This window comes from Neobacillus sp. KR4-4 (assembly GCF_042136325.1).
Classification (GTDB): domain Bacteria; phylum Bacillota; class Bacilli; order Bacillales; family Cytobacillaceae; genus Neobacillus.
Genome location: NZ_JBHHJU010000042.1, coordinates 15,745 through 34,397, shown reverse-complemented (window position 1 = coordinate 34,397; position 18,653 = coordinate 15,745). Strand labels below are relative to the sequence as shown.

Sequence of the window (18,653 nt, the reverse complement as noted above, 5' to 3'; positions counted from 1 at the left end):
TTTAGTTAAATAAGACAAAACCTTCCAATCATCAGTTAGTGGAAGGTTATTTGGCATGCATAATTTTAGTATATCATGACTAAATTTTATTTTTTATTGAAAAATATTGACAAACTATTAGCTGGTTACTTCCATTTAAAAAACATTTTTCTAATATATACGCTTTTTGTTTACTAAAAACGTGACCAAAGCAGCAATGATTAACACCGGAATTGCATAAATTTGTCCAACATACAATTTCCAGCTCACCGTATTATAGCCTTCTGATGCAGGAACTATGACTGAAATGATACAAACAATTAAGTAGGCTAATAATGGCGGAATTAAATTTTTCATTTGAATAACATCCTTAGTGTAATTTTACACTAATCATAACAAATATAATCAATATTGTAAATATTCCCTAAAAAAGACCATCCTTAGGATGATCTTTACACGCGCTTTGATCCAATATATCTAGGATGCCAATAAGAGTTATTTGTGTTGGTAATAATGACTCCTTTTGAAGAGGATGCCATGATCATTTTCCCGTATCCAATATAAATGGCTACATGGGTTGGGGCACTGGCTTTGGTCGGTGCGTAGAATAGTAAATCGCCAATCTGCAGATTAGATGGTCGATATCCGTTACCATAGTACATTTGGGCAGCCGTGCGATTAAGTGTTCTTCCCGCTTTTCCGTAGGAATACTTCACAAGACCTGAACAGTCAAATCCGCTTGGCGACATCCCGCCCCATCGGTATGGAACCCCTAGATTAGATTTAGCAATCGAAATCGCTGCAGTATGATAATTATAAGTTGCTGCTTCCGCTTTTTCACCCTTGGCGGCGAACAAAGAGCCACAAGAAGCTAAGATGGTAAAGGCTATGATGAATTTCTTTAGCATGATTGTTTCCTCCTAGTGTGAGTTGATAGATTCACTATACTAGAAAGGTATAACAGACTCATCACAGCAATATGTTAATTTTATTACAAAAGTAATTCTACTATAATTTTCTTGATCCTTTATAGAAACTAGAGATTGAATTTCTATATGAAAAAGTCTGGTACATACAATTGCACCGGACTGTTTCACATCACCAGACACCGAACCAATGGTGCCCTACCCTAACTGGCGTTTAAACGCATTACTGGCGAGGAAAAAAGCGATAATCATAATTCCGACGCACCAGGCAAGTGCAATCCAGATACCGTTGCCAACAGACCCGTCACACAAGAAGGCGCGAATTGCATTTACGATGAAAGTCACGGGCTGGTTTTCAGCGAACGCACGGACAATTTTAGGCATGGTTTCGGTGGGGACAAAGGCTGAACTGATAAATGGCAGGAAAATCAGCGGGTAGGAGTAGGCTGTCGCCCCTTCCATAGATCTTGCTGTCAATCCGGGAATGACTGCCAGCCATGTCAGCGCTAGCGTAAACAGCCCGAGTATCCCAGTTACCGCCAGCCAATCCAGTATATCTGCGCTGGATCGGAAGCCCATCAAGAGCGCAACGAGGATAACCACCACGACAGTAAGCGCATTGGAAACAAGCGAGGTCAATACGTGAGCCCACAAAACCGACGAGCGCTTGATGGGCATAGTAATGAAACGCGCCATCAGTCCGCTCTTTACATCCGTAAACAGCCGTACGGAAGTGTATGCGACGCCGGATGCTATTGCCATCAGCAAGATACCCGGCAATAAATAATTGACGTAGTTGTCTGTGCCCGACTCAATGGCGCCGCCAAAAACATAGACAAACAGCAGCAGCATCATAATCGGCGTAATCGCCACCGTGATAATCGTATCCGGGCTGCGCAGAATGTTGTGCATTAAACGCCCAAGTAATACCCCAGTATTGCTTTTCATTTACCTCTCCTCCTTTTTGCCAATGATCGCGAGGAAAATTTCCTCCAATGTCGGCTGCTTCTCAATGTACTCTACTTTCGCTGGCGGGAACATCTCTTTGAGCTCGGTAAGCGTACCGGTTGTGATGATTTTCCCCCCATGCAGGATGGCGATCCGGTCCGCCAGTTGTTCTGCTTCCTCCAAGTATTGGGTCGTCAGTAAGATGGTCGTGCCACCGCCGGCAAGCTCCTTGACGGTATCCCAGACTTCGATCCGAGCTTCGGGGTCAAGTCCTGTCGTCGGTTCGTCGAGAAAAATGACTGCTGGCGTCCCGATCAGGCTCATGGCGATGTCAAGGCGGCGCTTCATCCCGCCGGAATATGTGTCCGCCCGCCGGTTAGCCGCGTCACGCAGGCTGAATCTTGCAAGCAGCTTGTCGGCGACTTGAGCGGGATTAGGAACTCTTCGCAACTTGGCGATCATTATCAGGTTTTCCCTACCTGTGAGCATTCCGTCTAAAGCAGCGAACTGCCCCGTCAGGCTGATGCTCTGGCGGACTTGATCCGGTTGACGCTGAAGGTCGAAGCCGCTAATACCAACTTCCCCTCCATCAGGCTTCATCAGCGTCGAGAGGATGTTTACCGTCGTCGTCTTGCCCGCTCCATTTGAGCCCAGCAGTGCGAAAATGGAGCCACGCCGGACCTCAAAATCAACCCCCTGTAAGATTTCCTTGTCTTTAAAGGATTTTTTTAACCCTTTTACAGAAATCGCTGCATTGTTCATACTTTCTTCCTCCTTATAAAATGCGCTGCGCTAGATTGCCTATCCTTCTCTACTCAGTCTGACAGATATTCTGTATTACTTACTACTAGGTTAAAAATATAACTGAATAGTGAAGGTGACACAATACATTTGTAACCAGCTATTCAGCAGGAATGATCTATTGAATTTACTTTTTCCCCAATCGGTTTTTGATACTCTGATTCAAATCTTCACGATACTTCGCGAAATAGGTTCTAGCGTTGGCCACTAGTTCATCGGCAAAGGAAGCCACGTCCTCACCAGTGATTTCCAGCACTTGTCTGCCTTCTGCCGCACCTGCTTCGAACAACTCGATTAATTCATACTGCATATGCAGCATATCCATACCGTTGCCCGCTGAGAAATTCCACATGTAGTTTTGGATTTTCTTAAATACAAACTGGTAGTCCTCTGGCAGGGCTTCAACTCGTGCCATCATCATTTTGTACTCTTTTTTATCACCAATCATTTTTTTGAACATTTCCAACATGTATTTTTCCTCCTTTTTTAATATAGCTGAACAAGACACGCCAAATTATTGGATGGAATATCTTATGAAGCTAGAATGACTTTAAGACATTGATTTTCGATGAGACAAAATCCCATTTTTTCCAAAACAATTCAAGTTCCTGGCGGCCAGCCTCATTAAGTGAGTAAAACTTGCGGGGCGGCCCCATATCTGACGGTTTTTTTTCTATGTTCACAAGTTTTTTCTTTTCTAATCGCACGAGGATCGTGTAAACTGTCCCTTCTACGACTTCGGTAAACCCGAGTTCGTTTAGGCGGCGGGTAATCTCGTAACCATAGGTTTCATGGCGGCTGATGATTTCCAACACGCAGCCTTCCAGCGAACCCTTCAACATTTCAGTTAAATTTTCCATATTCAGCTCCTCCTTTACCCCCTCTATATTGTCTGACTTATATTCAGTATAACTTAGTACTAAACAATAATTTTTAACTAATAACTTAGGGAAATCTTACTATTAAGTATTGCTTATTACAAGTACATCGTAACACCGAGTAGTGGGAATGTCAACCATTTTTCTTTGTACTTATTATTAACAACCAAAATCATTCTAATAACCGGGATAACGACTCCTCCCTTCCTCTTTATTTCGATCCCAGTAAATAGTTCAGGTGCACCAAAAGTAGCACACCCCTAAAATATGAATGATGAAATCAACAATGACTTTTCACACAGCCATATATTCAAAAAATGGTATGATAAATATTAGAAGGAAAAATTCTGGAATAGCATCCATAAAGTCCAATATACATAAGGTAATGATCGATCTAATTTGATTACTTTAATAAAGTAATACTTTATATTTAATAGACTTGGAGATGATTCTTATGACTAAATTTTCAACTGTAAACGGATGGCTGCATTTTACGAATCCACCGAAACAATCCCCCCATATTATGAATAAAAGACGGTACGATTTGAGTTATCAAAATGCTGCTGAAGAGGATCTCGGCCATGGTTTCAAACGGTATATGTGGAGACCTGGGGTCCAGATAAATAGTCATGAATATCTAGATTTTCGATTAATTGCACGAGAAAATGAAAGCGTTATCACTTCGGGATTCTTTACGGATCCAATGGAACACATCTATTCTTTACAAAATGGTCCAAAAGAGACAAATGTCATGGTTTTAATCCTTCACAATGCCTCAAATGCAGATTCAGAAGTTTCCCTTTGGCTCGTGGTTAAGGGCTAGATAGTAATATATCTCTTCAAACTAATAGAACTTACCATTAAAAGACAGGCCATTTGCTTAGGACAAGTTCCTCCCGTTTACATATGATGGAGTATCATTAAATAACGTAAGGGGAGACTTTATCTATGAGCGAAGACCTCAAGAAATATTTTAAAGAATCAGTTATCAAGGTTAATCGAGACGGATCGGAATCCAAAATTTCGAAGTTTTTGTATGAAGGTCACGATTATATTGCAGTATTAACAGAAGCGGATGAAATCGTTTATTACAATACTCATCACATTAATAGTTTTACAGAGAATACGAAACAGAAAGTGGATTTCGACATTGACATTCCTGAGAATTTTAAAGAAGCTGAGAACTTCAACGACTTACTTAAATTATTGAAATATCATTGGGTAAACATTAATCATGGCCATTCTGAGGGAGTTAAAGGGGTAATATGTGAGGTAAAAGATGATACTGTTCATATGGTCTCCAATGAGGAATTCGTTCGTATTCCCCTCTTCCATGTTCATTATGTTAGCTATTGGAGTAAAAATTAATAAGTCTGAATCAGTCGAACTTTAAAATCACCCAAAAAGTCTCCTTAATAAAACGCCCTCAAAATAACATTTGAAGGTGTTTTTTCCATTTTGAGTGATTTTCTATCAAATTACTAGATTAAAATTCTTCGTATTCAGCGGGGTCTTGATTATTGATCCTTCCATCCGGACGAGTTAATCCTGAAATAAGTTCCATTTCTGATGCATCCAAGGAGAAGTCAAAGATTGAGATATTTTCAAGTTGCCTTGTAGGAGAAGCAGATTTTGGAATCGAAATAGCCCCCAATTGATACTGCCAACGAAGAATTATTTGTGAAATGGATTTATTATGCTGGTTGGCAATCATTTGAAGTGAATCATTATGTAAAATATCATTGGCGCGAGCTAATGGGCTCCAAGACTCGATCTTAATCTCATGTTCTTCATGCCAAATTCTTTGATCTGCTTGATTGAAGTATGGGTGTAATTCAATTTGGTTTACACTGGGTTTAACACCTGTTTCCTTCTCTAGACGCTCTATATGCTCCGGCAAGAAATTACATACACCAATGGAACGAATAATCCCCTTCTTTTTTGCGTCAATTAATGCTTGCCATGCTTCCACATATAGGCCTTGTTTTGGGTTCGGCCAATGAATCAAATATAAATCATAATAATCGAGATGGCCCCTATATAAGGATTCTTCAATGGTCGTTACTGCATTGGTATACGATTGATAACGTCCCGGTAATTTGGAAGTGATTCTTAACTCTTCTCTCGGAACCGAACTGCGTCTAACTGCTTCACCTACCGTTCCTTCGTTTTCATAATTATAAGCAGTATCTATTAGTCGATAACCAAGATCCATTGCACTTTGGATGGAAGTAACCCCTTCATTTCCTTTTAGCTTATATGTACCCAATCCGATTACCGGCAAAGTTAACCCATCATTAAGAGTTACCTCTGGAATAGTTTTACTCATTATTTAATCCCTCCTTATTTGTAATATCTTAAGATTAGCATAATTTTGAATAGTTTTCATGAAATGCGTGCTCCAGCAAAAAAAACACTTACCTCGGAACTTGATTCTCCTGGTAAATGTTTTAATTTCCATCATTAAGCGAAATCTCTAAAATACGCTTTATCTATTCAATTGTTTCACTTTCGTCATCTTTTTTTCCTTACTTATCTTGATGATCTCTCCAATAATACTGACGGCAATTTCTTGTGTGGTTTCTGATCCAATGTTCAAGCCGATGGGAGAGTGTACCTGTTCCAACCGTTCTTCACTGACGCCCTCCTTTTTTAATTTTTCAAATATGGTTATGACCTTGCGTTTGCTGGCGACCATGCCCACATACGCAATCGGAAATTGCAGTGCCGTTTTTAAGACGATATCATCGCCATCCTTTGTCACAATCACTACATAGGAGTTCTCATTTAGGCCGGCTTCCAGCAAGGCTTTTTCAATATCCTCGTCCACATAAACGTTCGTCGCATTTGGAAAGCGCTCCTGCGTACAATAACCCACTCGATCATCGACAACGCAATAAGGGATTTCAAGGAAATCCGCCAGCTTTGCTAACGCATGGCCTAAATGTCCGGCACCGCATAGAACAAGTTCTGGCCTGCTTTTATAGACTTCAATAAACACCCGCAATGTTCCGCCACAATTCATTTGAATTCCGTCTTTTGCATGTTTATTTAATTTGTATTCAACGATTTTCGATTTGCCATCTTGGATCGCTTTAACACTCTCTTCGATGATATAGTATTCAGCCAAGCCCCCTCCGACAGTACCTTCAATTGTGCCATCACGGTATACAATCATTTTTCCAACATGCTGGGGAGTTGAGCCTTTTGATTCGATGATCATGGCTAAGGCAAAGGTTTTGTTTTGACGGTTCAATATGGCGACTTTTTCCATCAATAGCATGAATAAGCTCCCCCCTTTTTATTAACATTAAGTCGGTTGATAATGCTTCATGCTAAGAAAATAACGTAACAGATTTAAGGAAACGGTTTTTCTGTATGCTGCTGTGGAGCGCTGATCGTCGATTGGCCGAATGATCTTACCGAATGCTGCCACTACCTGCCCGATGTCGGCATCGGCTAATGGTACGCTTTTTCCGACCAGAGTCTTTTCAATATCCATCGAACGAACCATTGTAGGCCCGACCGCCCCGAAGGCAAAACGCACATCATCGATTCGAGCATCATTGATTCGGATGTATCCTGCGAACCCTACTTTGGCAATGGCATCAGCGTTGCGGTTGCCGACTTTCTCGAAAACGACATGAGCTCCTTCTTCCAAAACAGACGGTAATATGATTTCAGCCAAAATCTCATTTTGATTCCGCCCGATCCTTCGGGGGCCTTGAATAAAATCGCTAATAGCCATAATCCGATCACCATGAATGGAGCGCAGTACAAGTTTTGCATTATATACGTATAATAATGGCAGTGTGTCACCAGCCGGAGATGCATTGCAAATATTCCCGCCTAATGTCCCTCTGTTTCTAATGGCAGGTGCCGCAATCGTTCTGATCGCGTCCTTTAATGGGACTGGGATTAACCGTTCTTCCAGTAATTCGCTATAGGTACAGCAAGCCCCAATGTGAAGATCCTTCTCATTTTGATAGACCCGCTTTAGTTCAGACAAATGATCAATAAAAATAATCGGTTTGGGAATTTTCGGAGCTGCTCCTCTTCGGCTTTTGTGGAGGACCATGACATCCGTTCCACCCGCCATGATGGCACAATCTTCTTTGTTCAATTGACTCAACGTGTCGTCTAAATGATCGAAGCGATACGAGGTTATTTTTTCTGCCATATGCCGTCCCCTTTTTTCGCTGCTAGGTTGATCGCATTTACAATCATATTGTAGCCCGTACATCGACACAGATTTCCGGAAATACCTTCACGGATTTCTTCCTCTGATGGATGAGGGTTTTTGGATAATAAAGCGGCACTTGCCATGACCATCCCAGGTATGCAATAACCGCATTGCACCCCACCGGCTTCAGAATAACTCTCATCTAATATCTTAAATTGTTCCGTCTCCATAATCCCTTCTATCGTTTGGACATTAGCTCCCTCAATCGAACCAATGGGAATCAGGCAGCTGTTTTGCAGGAGGTTATTCACAAACACACTGCAGGCACCGCATTCCCCTTCCCCGCAGCCTTCCTTTGTTCCAATTAACTCAAACTCTTCTCTTATTAAATCTAGTAATCTTATTGTAGGAGAGGCGTCCGTTTCTATCGTTCTCCCATTTAGTGTGAATTTAATCAACCTTCATCACCCTCTTTCACCCTAAGACTTTCAATAATGACTTCCGGTGTAATCGGAATTTGCTGAAAAGAAGTTTGCAATGCATTCTCGATGGCCGCTTGGACGGCTGGTGCGCCGCCGATTAACGTTAATTCACCTGCGCCCTTTGCCCCGTATGGACCATCCGCATAGGGGTTATCAAAGACCTTGCTTTCGATTGGAACCACGTCCAAGGAAGTCGGAGGTCCGTAATCCGATATGCTTTTTTGTTGGATCTTGCCAAGATGTGACGTCATCTTCTCTAAATACCCGTACGCTAAGCCCTGAGCCAGACCACCGTCAATTTGGCCTTTCATAATCCGGTCATCTATGACCTTTCCCACTTCATAATTGCCGTATACTTTTTCTAGCTTTACATTCCCTGTTAACGTATCCACTTCCAGTTCAACGATATTCACACCCCATGAATATGCCGGATAAGCATCTCCAGTGAAGGTCAACTCGTTCCACGGAATCATTTCACGATGAACATAATGCTCCACTACATCTTGTTCCTCCCCTGCCCTCCACTGATCCTTCAGTTTTTTGGCAGCCCGTTCAAGCAATTTTCCAACAATCATCGTTGTCCGGGAGGCAACAGTCGGGCCGGAGTCTGGAACCTCTTTTGTATCAGGAGAAGGATACGAAACTCTTTCGTATGGGAGGTCGAGTTCTTTTGCGACAATTTTACTCAACGTCGTATAGATTCCTTGTCCCATATCAGAATTTGAGATTTTTAGTGAGACCTGGTCGTCCTTTGATTTAACCAGTTTTACCGTTGCTTTAATATGGTCTCGTTCGCCACTTCCCGTAAATCCGCAGCCGTGGAGAAATATGGAGGTTCCAATGCCTTTTTTATACCGCTGACTTTGTTGATTGAATCGTTGAAACTCCTGTTTTTTCTTTTTGTAATCTGAGGAATTAAGCAGGTCCTCAATCATTTCTTCTACCAAGATTGGATCGCGGAATATACCTTTAGTGATGGTAGGATCTCCTTGCTTGACGAGGTATTTTCGTTTATATTCAAGTGGTTCGATATTTGCCTGATTACTAAGATGTCCCATATGACTTTCGATACCGGCAAAACTCTGTGGAGCACCAAAGCCTCTGAAAGCGCCATTCGGAACGGTATTCGTCTTTAATACATAGCCTTTTGCATGAAAATGTGGAATTTTATATACACCGGCACTGTTTATTAATGCACGCTGCAGCACGACAGAGCTCAACCCCACATTCGCTCCGCCATCGAGATAGATGTCCACACACAGACTCAAGATATTTCCTTCCTTATCTATGGCCGTTCGATAGTTGAGTTTAGCGGGATGCCTTTTCGTGGTCACCACCATATCCTCCGCACGGTCAAACACGAGCATCACTGATTTTTTGACTGCTTTGGCCGCCACCGCTACGTGACAGGCCATCATGGAAGGAAACTCTTCTTTGCCGCCAAAGCCTCCGCCAGTCGGGCTCTGAACTACTCTGACTTCATCGTCACCACAGGCTAAAGCACTAAGCAAGGCATTTTTAATATAATATAGACATTGCATAGAACCTTGGACTTCAATTTCTTCTTCCTTATAGATGGCGAGCATTCCTTGTGGCTCAAGGTAGACATGCTCCTGATAACCCGTGTCATACACTTCTTCGATGATTCTGTAGGCACTTTGCTCGATGGCTGAAATGACAGCTAAGCTTTCTCCAAACTCATAGCTTGCCATCGTAACCCCAGGTTTTGATTTTTGATGGATCGCTTCGTCCAATGTGTAAATAGCCTGATTCTCTTCAAAATCAACCTTTACTTCATTTAGTAACCTATACAAGGTATCTAGGTCTTCGCCTACGAGCATCAATATCGGCTCTCCAATATAATTGACCCATTCATTTGCAAAAATGGGCTGATCTTCTTGGATAATCTTGACATAATTCGGTCCCGGAATATCCTCGGCTCCAACCACGTCATATCCTTCCGGTAGTTTCGGCAATTGAATGGATTTGATTTTTCCATATGCAATTGGCGATCGGTACAAAACACCATAAACCATATTTTCTACTTTCACGTCACTAATGTAGGGCAGCTGACCCGATACTTTACCACTATGATCCTTTTTGGGCACTGAGGTGCTTATGTCTTTTAGGTTCATTCCAACAACACCCTTCGACTCTTTTTTAAAGGGGACACTTTATTAATAGAAACCTCTTCCTATGATTTTATAAATGAGAATCCTATTTTATGATTCATTTCATTCAAGTTTCGTTGTTTTAATTATATTTTAATATCGAAAGGCTTTACCTATTTATGTAAGAATATTTGACATAGTATTTTCAGCTCATTTGCTTGCTCATTTCCGTTCAACTGCCTCGTTAAAAAAACAAAAAAAAATGCGGCTCCAACCAATCTGCCTGTTTGCATTAAAACAAGCAGTTGGGGTAAGCCGCAAAATCTTAAAAACATAGTAGATTATTTACAAATGCAATCATGATAATAATGAACTGCTTTTTGATACTCCTCCGGTGTATCCATGTCCAACAGTATTCCTGGGTCATCTACATTTAGATACTTCTTTTCATACTTATTAAGGACCACACGCAAATTACTGTCTGGATTGGTTTCAAGAATTTTCTGTTGCACTTCACTAGATAATTTGATGGGGTGACCCCCTTTAAAGTTAAAGCTAGGAATAATTACGTTCCCTTCTTGTTCTGCTAGTTGCTGAACGGTCTCTTTTTTGACAAGCGGACAATCTCCGGGAGTGATAAAAAACATTGGCGCGTTTACTTCGTTGCAGCCCTTTTGAATGGAAGAAAACATTCCCCGATTATAGTTTTCATTGTAAATATATTTTATCTGAAAGGAATAGGCATTTTTATGGATGATTTTTGCCATTTCTACTTGGATGAGTTCTGCTTGAAAACCAGCTACGACGATGACTTTGCTGCACAATCCTTCAAATTTAGAAATCGTTTGCTCTAATACGCTCATTTTTCCCAATGGCAAAGTCATTTTAAATGCATTCGCACGGCTGGAAAATCCTGCTGCCAGGACGATTGCTTCCATTTTCTCACCTTCTACTATTTGTTTAATCTTACTTATATATTCGTCTTGTCGCTATGTTTCGATTACTTCTCAAGTGGAAATTTTTATGGTATTTCGTTGACATGATAATTTTATTTCGTGAAAAATAGTTTAATGAAATTAGCTTGGTTAAATTGTAATAAAGTACATAACATAAATTTAGAGGTGGTTTAATGAAAAACTCAAAATTATTTTATATAGCTTTGCTAATTCTACCTTGGCTAACCCTTCCGTTTTTAGGTAGGAATTCATTAAAAAAATATTTACCAGCCGGGTTATTTATTAGTATATTCACAAAAGCTTTAGACTTGTTCGGTGAAAAGAAAAAATGGTGGAAAATTTATGAAGGGATACCACCATTGGATAGTGCAAACTTTTTTAATTTTGGTCCATATTTTGTAGCAAGTCTTTGGATGTTAAAATTAACTTTTGGTAAATTTCCCTTATATCTAATATCTAATCTAATTCTTCACTTTTGTTTTATTTATCTAGGAGGATTAAAATTACTTAAACGTTTTAAAATAGCTTCCATAGATGGATTAACAAAATCCCAATATTTTACAATACACTTTTTAAGGTGTTTAGTTTTTTACTTTTTTCAATATATCAATAATATTAGTCACAATACAAAAAAGCTTCATTAAAATATCATTTTAAGTTGGTATCCCACCTCCTTCTCAAATAATAGAATATAAAAAGTCACACCCGATAATTGGATGTGACTTTATGTTCTCTTCTAATGTAAATTTTGTTAGACTAAACTCCGCAGGTAGGACTCGAACCTACGACCGATCGGTTAACAGCCGATAGCTCTACCAATTGAGCTAAACCGGCAAATAATTTGAAATGATATTAAGTTTTGTACACGCTGGATAGTTACGTCATCCTGACCTCAGAATGCTTATGCAAGTAGCAGCTCGGTCAGTATGCTGAAGTTTAAACAGGATGCCTATTCGGTGGTGCTCTACCAATTGAGCTAAACCGGCATAATGCTTACGTCATATTTACATAATAATCGGAAAATGAATCTTTTTCAAGATATTTTTCTCAAATTTTAGTGAAAAATGACGGGAGTTAACCCGTGTACAAAGAATTGGCACTAATATATCTTCGAGCGAATTTAAGACACATCTATCTTTTAGAAAAGAGCAAAATTTAAGTAAGGCCTCACTGGATTGGATGAGGCCACACGTTCAATCGTTCGTTGGTTATCCGCAGTATGATTTATCTAGTCTTGCACTCAATCATAGTTATTTCATTTTAATAGGAGTTACGACAGCATATAAATTCTCAGATAGATCATTTACCTTTATTTCAATAACTTTATATTCAGTCCCTCCACTGTTAAATGAATTTTTAGTCGTTTTAATTTTTAATTCATGGTTGTTCATAGCTATTTCTTCCTTCCAATCAAATTACTCACAGAAGTTAATTTATGTTGATGGAGAAGAAACGTGCATGATTTTTAACAAAAAATTATTTTTAAGCAGCCATTCGAGATCCCCCCTAACCTTCAACTTGACTCATCTTTCTCTACCCATATCTTTCTCAACATGACCTTATTTAAATGCTTCATTCCAACTATACTAAGATTCATCCAAATCCAGCTATAAAACTGGCTAAATAGGAAAACGCCTGCTACCACTGTTCCACTTACCTGCCTTGAAATAGAAGGGCCTAACACGGGGAACTGAAATATATAAAGTAAAATAAGAATCCCAAACGAAAGAGATGTTCCACCCATGACCGAAACCATAGATCCCGTTTTATAGAATTTAAATCCTATCCCTAGGGCAATCCCGAGAAGTCCAGTGGTAAACAGGAAAATAAGTACTTCACTTGGCTGGAGGATGATCAATAATAGAGTAGTGACCGCATATGTTAACAGACCAATTCGAATAGAAAGGACGGTTGCGAGGATAATCGGTCCGGTAGCCATAATGCTAAGCGCATAGCCAATCCCGCCTATCAATCCTGCCGATTGAAGGATAGCAGCGAACCCACCCAATAGGCTCCCTACAACAAGATTCATATTCTTGGTATACGGAACGGCTGTAATCCGATGCTTCTTTTTAAATATTCCCAAAGTCCAAGTTATCAATCTCATAAGCATCCTCCTCGAATTGATAAATGGCGCTCCAATCTGCCCCAGTTCCTCATAGAGTATGGAAATTGAACCATCTTTAACATCTATTCTTGGATCAACAATTGATGCCTGAATTTTTTAAAAGGACAGGCGGAAGATCATTGTCCCTATGATTCTTTATACCAATCGATGTTCCAATGTACCTAGATGTTTGCCCATTTAAATCGGGACATCTCCCCACTCTTGTACGTATGAATATACTGCAGTATGGAGGTGTCAATCATGAAAGGACTATATAGAGATGATCCTTTAAGCCGGAAACAATTAACGGACTGGAAAAAGAATGCGATAGAGAAATTCTCTACTAAAATGAGTGACAAAGACAAACCCTTTCCCTGCATCCCTGCCACTATTGGATTCGCAAAGAATCAGCTGCGATACAGCTTTATTGGGAATCCACGAGAAGCTTCTACTGTATTTGAACTTGCTGAAGCCTTGAGCAGCTACACAGAAGTTTCAAGGGAAATTGGAAGCAACACATCACTGATTGTTTTTTATGAAACGCCTGAGGACATGAAGATGGCCTATACGGTTGAAGAGTACGAACAATTATTTTGGAACCATCTCAGTGGCTTACGGAGCATCGACCCATATGATTGGCCAGAGGATATCCCTATGGACCCCCATCTTCCAATATGGGAGTTTTGTTATCATGGAGAGAAATATTTTATATACTGCGCAACCCCTGCCCATAAGAATCGAAAAAGCAGGCATTTTGATGAACTGATGCTCGCGATTACTCCTCGCTGGGTCCTTAATGAATTTAATAAGTCACCCAATTTTGCAAAAGGGATTAAACAGCAAGTTAGAAAAAGACTGGCAGCCTACGATTCCGCTCCGATCCATCTCGATTTAAACAGTTATGGAGCAGAGGATAATTTTGAGTGGAGACAATATTTTCTTCGTGACGATGATACGTCATTGTCCAAATGCCCCTATCATCGGTTTATTAACTTTTTTAAATCGGATAAATAACGAGAAGAGATACCGGAAGTTCTCTTGCAAGCAAAAATAACCAACAAATTAGATTACAAATTTGTTGGCCATTTTATTTTACATTTTGTATATTGCAATAAGTAACGGAACCTGTTGAGGATCTCTCCTCTGCCTCTTATACAGATATTTTTCTTTCTCCGATTTCCTTAAGGCCAGCACGGATGAGCAGGAAGACAACTACCCATGAAGCCAGCATTAAAAAAATCTGTCCAAATGGGAACATTCCTGTTATGGGAGTGTCCCATAACGCATGCATCAATACCACTAAAACAAAGACGCGTAAAAACCTAAAACGGAATAGCATTTTAAGATTAAATGGATGGTCCCCTTGCACTCTGCAGAATGCTGCACCAGTCAGCGCCGCCCAGGCAATATGCCCGCCGGGAGCAAAGATTCCTCGAAACAGGATGGTATTGTAGAGATTTGCACCATCCCCAGAAAGCAATGACCTTAGTGCATAGCCCGCTGTTTCAAACGCGGCAAAACCCGCTCCAACGGCTGCACCAATGAGAAGCCCGTTAAGTATATATCTGTATTTTCGGTATCTCACAAACGTAATGACCGTTATAGCTTTGGCCAGTTCCTCTGCAATGCCAATTGTAATCGGATTGATCATATTTTTCAGAATATCGAAAAACACAAGTGCGACTAACATCGAGAGAACTCCGCCGATCAACACGATATAAATCACCCTATAAAAAGCAATATTTTGCGGAGCATTCATTTCCCAAAAGAAGATTAACGTTGTAAACGGAACAGCAAATGCGCCAACAATAATCAGTCCAGGTATAAAGTTTACATTACCGAAATATGTCACACCCATGTAAAATCCTGCGAAGGCCAGAAGAGCAATGATAAATACCCTTGCAAAAAGCCACGGTTTCGGCCAAGTGTCTTTCACTTCTGAAATCTTGGGTGTCGTTAGTGCCGTTCCAACGATAAACAGCCGTTCAGCTTCCAGTTCACTATGATTCCGGAACACACGCGAAAATACATTTTGAAATTTCGGCTCAACCGAGCGTTGGTATTTCGGAACCATATCGACATAATGGGCAAACTCATAAAAAAAACTGTTTTCATCTTCTTGTGTGTTATCCTTAATAAACCTTTCGCCGCAGCTTATGCAGAACTTCACTCCATCTGGATTGGAATAAACACATTGTGGGCATTTCAAACACCTTCACCCCTTTTGGTTAGCAAAAAAAACATCCTCACAAAGAGGATGCCCAAAAACAGGTAAATTATTTTCATAAATGTTCTAACCCCAAGATTTGGGTCATCATCAAAAACCTTGCTCAGATGCTTTTAATCAGCTTGATCTCTCCATTCTTAGGGATAAATTCACTGATGTTTTCATATTTTTCTTCCGTTTTAGAAAGGTCTCGGTCCTCCACAACATATTCCTTGAAGGAGCAGCAAAAGAGCTTTCGAGCCACTTTTCCTTTTTCACCAATCAAATTAAACCAGCCTTGTCCAACATAAAAAGGGTTTGTGAGTATATTATCAATGACATACACGATACGGTCTTTTTCTTCCCCTGGGTTAAATTTTGTTTTAGATGAAAAAGCCAAGATAAAATAGTTTTTATACCGATCAAATTCTAGTAATTGAAGATGGTACTGCTTATGCTGTCTTTGATTGAAATCACTCAGGACTATTTTGATACTTTTTTCCACATCAATTTCAAATTTACTAGCATCCTTCCAGCTCGATATACGGGAATCAAAAATGGACAGTGTTAATATATAATATGCTTCAAAATTTTGGGGATCAAATACTTCATTACCAGCCTTTTCATCTTCCGGTACTACAATATATTTTTTATAGTCAGCAAAGAAATTTTCAATCATATCGAATACCCTCTTTCATACCTTGATAGAATGGATGAATAATATGCTTTGACCTATTTTTATCAGTGACTATTTGCATAGTGAAAACAACATCCTGTGTGAGCATATCATTACTTTTTTAGCACAGTTTTTCCAGTATGAACCAGTGATTTGAATTGTATATAATATATTCTTTTATAAAAATTAAAAATCCTGCTTAATCTTGCAAAAATCCTCATTTTTCACCCTTTTAATTAGAAAGTCCCATGATAGAATGAATAATTTGTCGTGTATTCGTGAATCCATCCTAAATATATTCAAATTTTGTATAAAAAAATAGCTCAGTAATGTAATTACTAAGCCACTTTCCACAAACGATGCTAACATCTTACATATTTACGTTTGAAACCAAGTTTTCCTCGATCGATTTCCTTTTGGATATTTTCGGAAGCGAGGAGAATCTTGCTTTTTTTCTTGTCCCGCTTAATTTCTACTGGGCCTACTTCTTTTGCCGTTTCAACCGCCTTATCATGGAGCGGTACATAGGAAATCCCGACTGTGTACATAAAATTATTCATAGCGGATTTTGTTCGATCAGGAGCATCGTGAATCGTATTTTTCACCTGATCTAGCAAGCTTTCAATCTTGCTTTCGCTAAATTCACTGTCCTTGCGATTACCTAACAACCAGCAATAACAACTCCATCCTGCCGACATTTTAAGTTCTTCACCGCTTGCAATCCATTTATCAGCAACATCTTGTGCAATATCAGTTTCGGCCAACGTTACGGCAACCACATAATCAGATAGCATATAAAAATACGCCCCATCGATCCAACGCTCAAAATCTGCCTCCGTCATGATCATGGGGTCCGCAATGACACCGGCAAAATACATGGCATCGTAGTTCCCGGTTGCATAAAGCTGCTCGGCGAGAGGCTGATTTTTCTTGATTTTCTTTGCAAGCGGCTTCATTGCACCTGTAGCTACTCCAAAAAGCGGTTCGTGTGCACCATTACTTGTGTATATCTTTTTCGTACGTTCCTTGCCGAGGGCTTCAAGTTCCTGCATAACCGTTTCGAAATCCATCGTTTGCACTCCTTCCTTTTTATCAAAGTAATTGAAAATATAAGATGATTCTTCCACTCTTGAAAATGAGATAACCTTTAAGTTATTTGCGGTAGTAATATAATAAATTCTGTCCCCTTCCCCTTTTCACTTGCCACTTGTATTTTACCTTTAAAAGAACGGACAATTTGGAAACTTACCATCATTCCTAGTCCTGTTCCACTCTCCTTTAAGGTATAAAAAGGGGATCCAAGTCTATCAATTTGTTCTTTTGTCATTCCAATCCCTTGATCCTTAATAGTAATCTTTATATATCCATCCGCTGTTGAACAACTTGTAATCCAGACAATTCCACCATCTGGCATAGACTCTATCGCATTTTTCAAAATATTTATCAATAATTGGTTTAATTTTTGAGGATTAGCATGGATCCAACCGTTGTTATAAAAATCAGTTTTAATCTCAACATTATGGCTTAGAGAGTAACTTTGAATCATATTTACAACACGTTGTAACTGATAACCTACGTCAATTCTCCCATTGTTATTTATGGAGGGTTTACCAAAAGATAAAAAATCATTTATTATTTCATTTGCGCGATCTAGCTCTTCGATAGAGATATGAATATATTCCTTCTTTTTCTTCGGCAAATCAGGCTCGTTTAGAAGTTGCAGAAAGCCACGAGTCACTTGCATCGGGTTTCGAATTTCATGAGCAAAAACGCTGGCTAACTCACTAATTACTTTTAATTTCTCAGTGTTTTGCATCTCTGACCGAAGTTGGTGAATCTCCCTGATAGCTTCGTATAACACAGTGAAGAACCAAGTAGCGGCGACTACAAAGAGAAGATGAATAATCTGTACTTTAAAATAATCTATTAAAAAACCTCTTAGAATACAAAATAAAGTAAGGCCAATAAGACAGTAGTAAAGGGAAAGACCAACCGCAATTTTAACTCTTTTTTCTTTTTTTGAACTTGCAAACGATTTTTGAAATAACAATATTACAGGCAGTGCAAATAATAAGACAAGAACAGTATTATAAAATCCTAAACTGATTCCAAAATAAAGTCGAAAAAATATGATTAGCGCTGATAGGAAAATGCCTGACCAAAAACCGCCGTAAAGCGTCCCTAATAATAGAGGAATAATTCTTAACTCCAAGCGAGCATTTTGTCCAAAACTCACTGGGAAAGACATACAAAATAATATGGATATACCCCACAAAACGGACATTATTACTGTCTTCTTTTTAGTGCTTTCTACCTTCTCCGTTATAAATGTAAAGTAAATAAAAATGGGTATTACCATAAACGCCAGTTGCAGCAAAAAATCCTTTATTATACTCATCT

Annotated in this window: 22 protein-coding genes and 1 tRNA gene; 4 read left to right on the top strand and 19 right to left on the bottom strand. The window is 39.6% G+C overall.

The window, feature by feature from the left end; translation table 11 throughout:
- Nucleotides 1–150: 150 nt before the first annotated feature.
- The 6 genes from ACE198_RS26455 to ACE198_RS26430 form a co-directional block, all read right to left on the bottom strand.
- A complete protein-coding gene (locus ACE198_RS26455; protein ID WP_098575487.1) occupies nucleotides 151–336 on the bottom strand; it encodes a DUF4017 family protein in 186 nt (61 codons plus the stop codon).
- Between the two features lie 95 nt (nucleotides 337–431).
- Nucleotides 432–887 carry a C40 family peptidase gene (locus tag ACE198_RS26450; protein WP_098575486.1) on the bottom strand — a complete coding sequence of 152 codons (456 nt, stop codon included), beginning with the start codon at nucleotides 885–887 and terminating at the stop codon, nucleotides 432–434.
- 216 nt (nucleotides 888–1,103) lie between these two features.
- Nucleotides 1,104–1,853 carry an ABC transporter permease gene (locus ACE198_RS26445; RefSeq protein ID WP_375377607.1) on the bottom strand — a complete coding sequence of 250 codons (750 nt, stop codon included), beginning with the start codon at nucleotides 1,851–1,853 and terminating at the stop codon, nucleotides 1,104–1,106.
- Nucleotides 1,854–2,615 (bottom strand): ABC transporter ATP-binding protein, encoded by a 762-nt coding sequence (locus tag ACE198_RS26440; protein WP_375377606.1) that lies wholly within the window; start codon nucleotides 2,613–2,615, stop codon nucleotides 1,854–1,856.
- A gap of 166 nt (nucleotides 2,616–2,781) precedes the next feature.
- Complete coding sequence (locus tag ACE198_RS26435; RefSeq protein ID WP_375377605.1) at nucleotides 2,782–3,123, bottom strand: DUF1048 domain-containing protein; 342 nt, start codon at nucleotides 3,121–3,123, stop codon at nucleotides 2,782–2,784.
- A 70-nt stretch (nucleotides 3,124–3,193) separates the two neighbouring features.
- On the bottom strand, nucleotides 3,194–3,514 hold the full coding sequence (locus ACE198_RS26430; protein ID WP_375377604.1) for a PadR family transcriptional regulator: 321 nt from the start codon (nucleotides 3,512–3,514) through the stop codon (nucleotides 3,194–3,196).
- A 472-nt stretch (nucleotides 3,515–3,986) separates the two neighbouring features.
- Between ACE198_RS26430 and ACE198_RS26425 the strand changes: the two genes are divergently transcribed.
- Nucleotides 3,987–4,355 carry a hypothetical protein gene (locus tag ACE198_RS26425; protein WP_375377603.1) on the top strand — a complete coding sequence of 123 codons (369 nt, stop codon included), beginning with the start codon at nucleotides 3,987–3,989 and terminating at the stop codon, nucleotides 4,353–4,355.
- 125 nt (nucleotides 4,356–4,480) lie between these two features.
- Nucleotides 4,481–4,900: a hypothetical protein gene (locus tag ACE198_RS26420; protein ID WP_375377602.1), complete on the top strand. Its 420-nt coding sequence runs from the start codon at nucleotides 4,481–4,483 to the stop codon at nucleotides 4,898–4,900.
- A gap of 118 nt (nucleotides 4,901–5,018) precedes the next feature.
- Here the strand turns inward: ACE198_RS26420 and ACE198_RS26415 are convergent, their stop codons facing one another.
- From ACE198_RS26415 to ACE198_RS26390, 6 genes are all read right to left on the bottom strand, one after another.
- Nucleotides 5,019–5,861: an aldo/keto reductase gene (locus tag ACE198_RS26415; protein WP_375377601.1), complete on the bottom strand. Its 843-nt coding sequence runs from the start codon at nucleotides 5,859–5,861 to the stop codon at nucleotides 5,019–5,021.
- A 159-nt stretch (nucleotides 5,862–6,020) separates the two neighbouring features.
- On the bottom strand, nucleotides 6,021–6,815 hold the full coding sequence (locus ACE198_RS26410) for an XdhC family protein (protein ID WP_251461426.1): 795 nt from the start codon (nucleotides 6,813–6,815) through the stop codon (nucleotides 6,021–6,023).
- Between the two features lie 27 nt (nucleotides 6,816–6,842).
- Nucleotides 6,843–7,712, bottom strand: a complete 870-nt coding sequence (locus ACE198_RS26405) for an FAD binding domain-containing protein (RefSeq protein WP_251461428.1) — start codon at nucleotides 7,710–7,712, stop codon at nucleotides 6,843–6,845.
- The gene (locus ACE198_RS26400; RefSeq protein WP_375377600.1) at nucleotides 7,697–8,173 is read right to left on the bottom strand and encodes a (2Fe-2S)-binding protein; all 477 of its coding nucleotides are present in this window, start codon (nucleotides 8,171–8,173) and stop codon (nucleotides 7,697–7,699) included. Before ACE198_RS26400 ends, ACE198_RS26405 begins: the two co-directional genes overlap by 16 nt.
- Nucleotides 8,170–10,332, bottom strand: a complete 2,163-nt coding sequence (locus ACE198_RS26395) for a xanthine dehydrogenase family protein molybdopterin-binding subunit (RefSeq protein ID WP_375377599.1) — start codon at nucleotides 10,330–10,332, stop codon at nucleotides 8,170–8,172. The genes ACE198_RS26400 and ACE198_RS26395 overlap by 4 nt, the downstream gene beginning before the upstream one ends.
- 317 nt (nucleotides 10,333–10,649) lie before the next feature.
- The gene (locus ACE198_RS26390) at nucleotides 10,650–11,246 is read right to left on the bottom strand and encodes a nucleotidyltransferase family protein (protein WP_375377598.1); all 597 of its coding nucleotides are present in this window, start codon (nucleotides 11,244–11,246) and stop codon (nucleotides 10,650–10,652) included.
- A gap of 191 nt (nucleotides 11,247–11,437) precedes the next feature.
- Here ACE198_RS26390 and ACE198_RS26385 point away from each other — a divergent pair, with 191 nt between their 5' ends.
- Complete coding sequence (locus tag ACE198_RS26385; RefSeq protein ID WP_375377597.1) at nucleotides 11,438–11,908, top strand: hypothetical protein; 471 nt, start codon at nucleotides 11,438–11,440, stop codon at nucleotides 11,906–11,908.
- A 124-nt stretch (nucleotides 11,909–12,032) separates the two neighbouring features.
- Here the strand turns inward: ACE198_RS26385 and ACE198_RS26380 are convergent.
- The 3 genes from ACE198_RS26380 to ACE198_RS26370 all read right to left on the bottom strand — a co-directional run bounded on the left by ACE198_RS26380 (nucleotide 12,033) and on the right by ACE198_RS26370 (nucleotide 13,371).
- Nucleotides 12,033–12,090, bottom strand: a tRNA-Asn gene (locus tag ACE198_RS26380).
- Between the two features lie 424 nt (nucleotides 12,091–12,514).
- Nucleotides 12,515–12,655 (bottom strand): hypothetical protein, encoded by a 141-nt coding sequence (locus ACE198_RS26375; RefSeq protein WP_375377596.1) that lies wholly within the window; start codon nucleotides 12,653–12,655, stop codon nucleotides 12,515–12,517.
- A 122-nt stretch (nucleotides 12,656–12,777) separates the two neighbouring features.
- Entirely contained in the window at nucleotides 12,778–13,371 is a 594-nt protein-coding gene (locus ACE198_RS26370; protein ID WP_098575473.1) for a hypothetical protein, read from the bottom strand.
- A gap of 261 nt (nucleotides 13,372–13,632) precedes the next feature.
- Between ACE198_RS26370 and ACE198_RS26365 the strand changes: the two genes are divergently transcribed.
- A complete protein-coding gene (locus ACE198_RS26365) occupies nucleotides 13,633–14,385 on the top strand; it encodes a YqcI/YcgG family protein (protein ID WP_375377595.1) in 753 nt (250 codons plus the stop codon).
- Nucleotides 14,386–14,521: 136 nt separating this feature from the next.
- On the opposite strand, the gene ACE198_RS26360 is transcribed toward ACE198_RS26365, so the two are convergent.
- The 4 genes from ACE198_RS26360 to ACE198_RS26345 all read right to left on the bottom strand — a co-directional run bounded on the left by ACE198_RS26360 (nucleotide 14,522) and on the right by ACE198_RS26345 (nucleotide 18,651).
- Nucleotides 14,522–15,580 carry a PrsW family intramembrane metalloprotease gene (locus tag ACE198_RS26360; protein WP_251461441.1) on the bottom strand — a complete coding sequence of 353 codons (1,059 nt, stop codon included), beginning with the start codon at nucleotides 15,578–15,580 and terminating at the stop codon, nucleotides 14,522–14,524.
- Between the two features lie 121 nt (nucleotides 15,581–15,701).
- Complete coding sequence (locus ACE198_RS26355) at nucleotides 15,702–16,256, bottom strand: hypothetical protein (protein ID WP_251461443.1); 555 nt, start codon at nucleotides 16,254–16,256, stop codon at nucleotides 15,702–15,704.
- Between the two features lie 359 nt (nucleotides 16,257–16,615).
- Nucleotides 16,616–17,323 (bottom strand): DNA alkylation repair protein, encoded by a 708-nt coding sequence (locus ACE198_RS26350; protein ID WP_251461445.1) that lies wholly within the window; start codon nucleotides 17,321–17,323, stop codon nucleotides 16,616–16,618.
- 77 nt (nucleotides 17,324–17,400) lie between these two features.
- Nucleotides 17,401–18,651 carry an ATP-binding protein gene (locus ACE198_RS26345; protein WP_375377594.1) on the bottom strand — a complete coding sequence of 417 codons (1,251 nt, stop codon included), beginning with the start codon at nucleotides 18,649–18,651 and terminating at the stop codon, nucleotides 17,401–17,403.
- Nucleotides 18,652–18,653 lie beyond the last annotated feature (2 nt).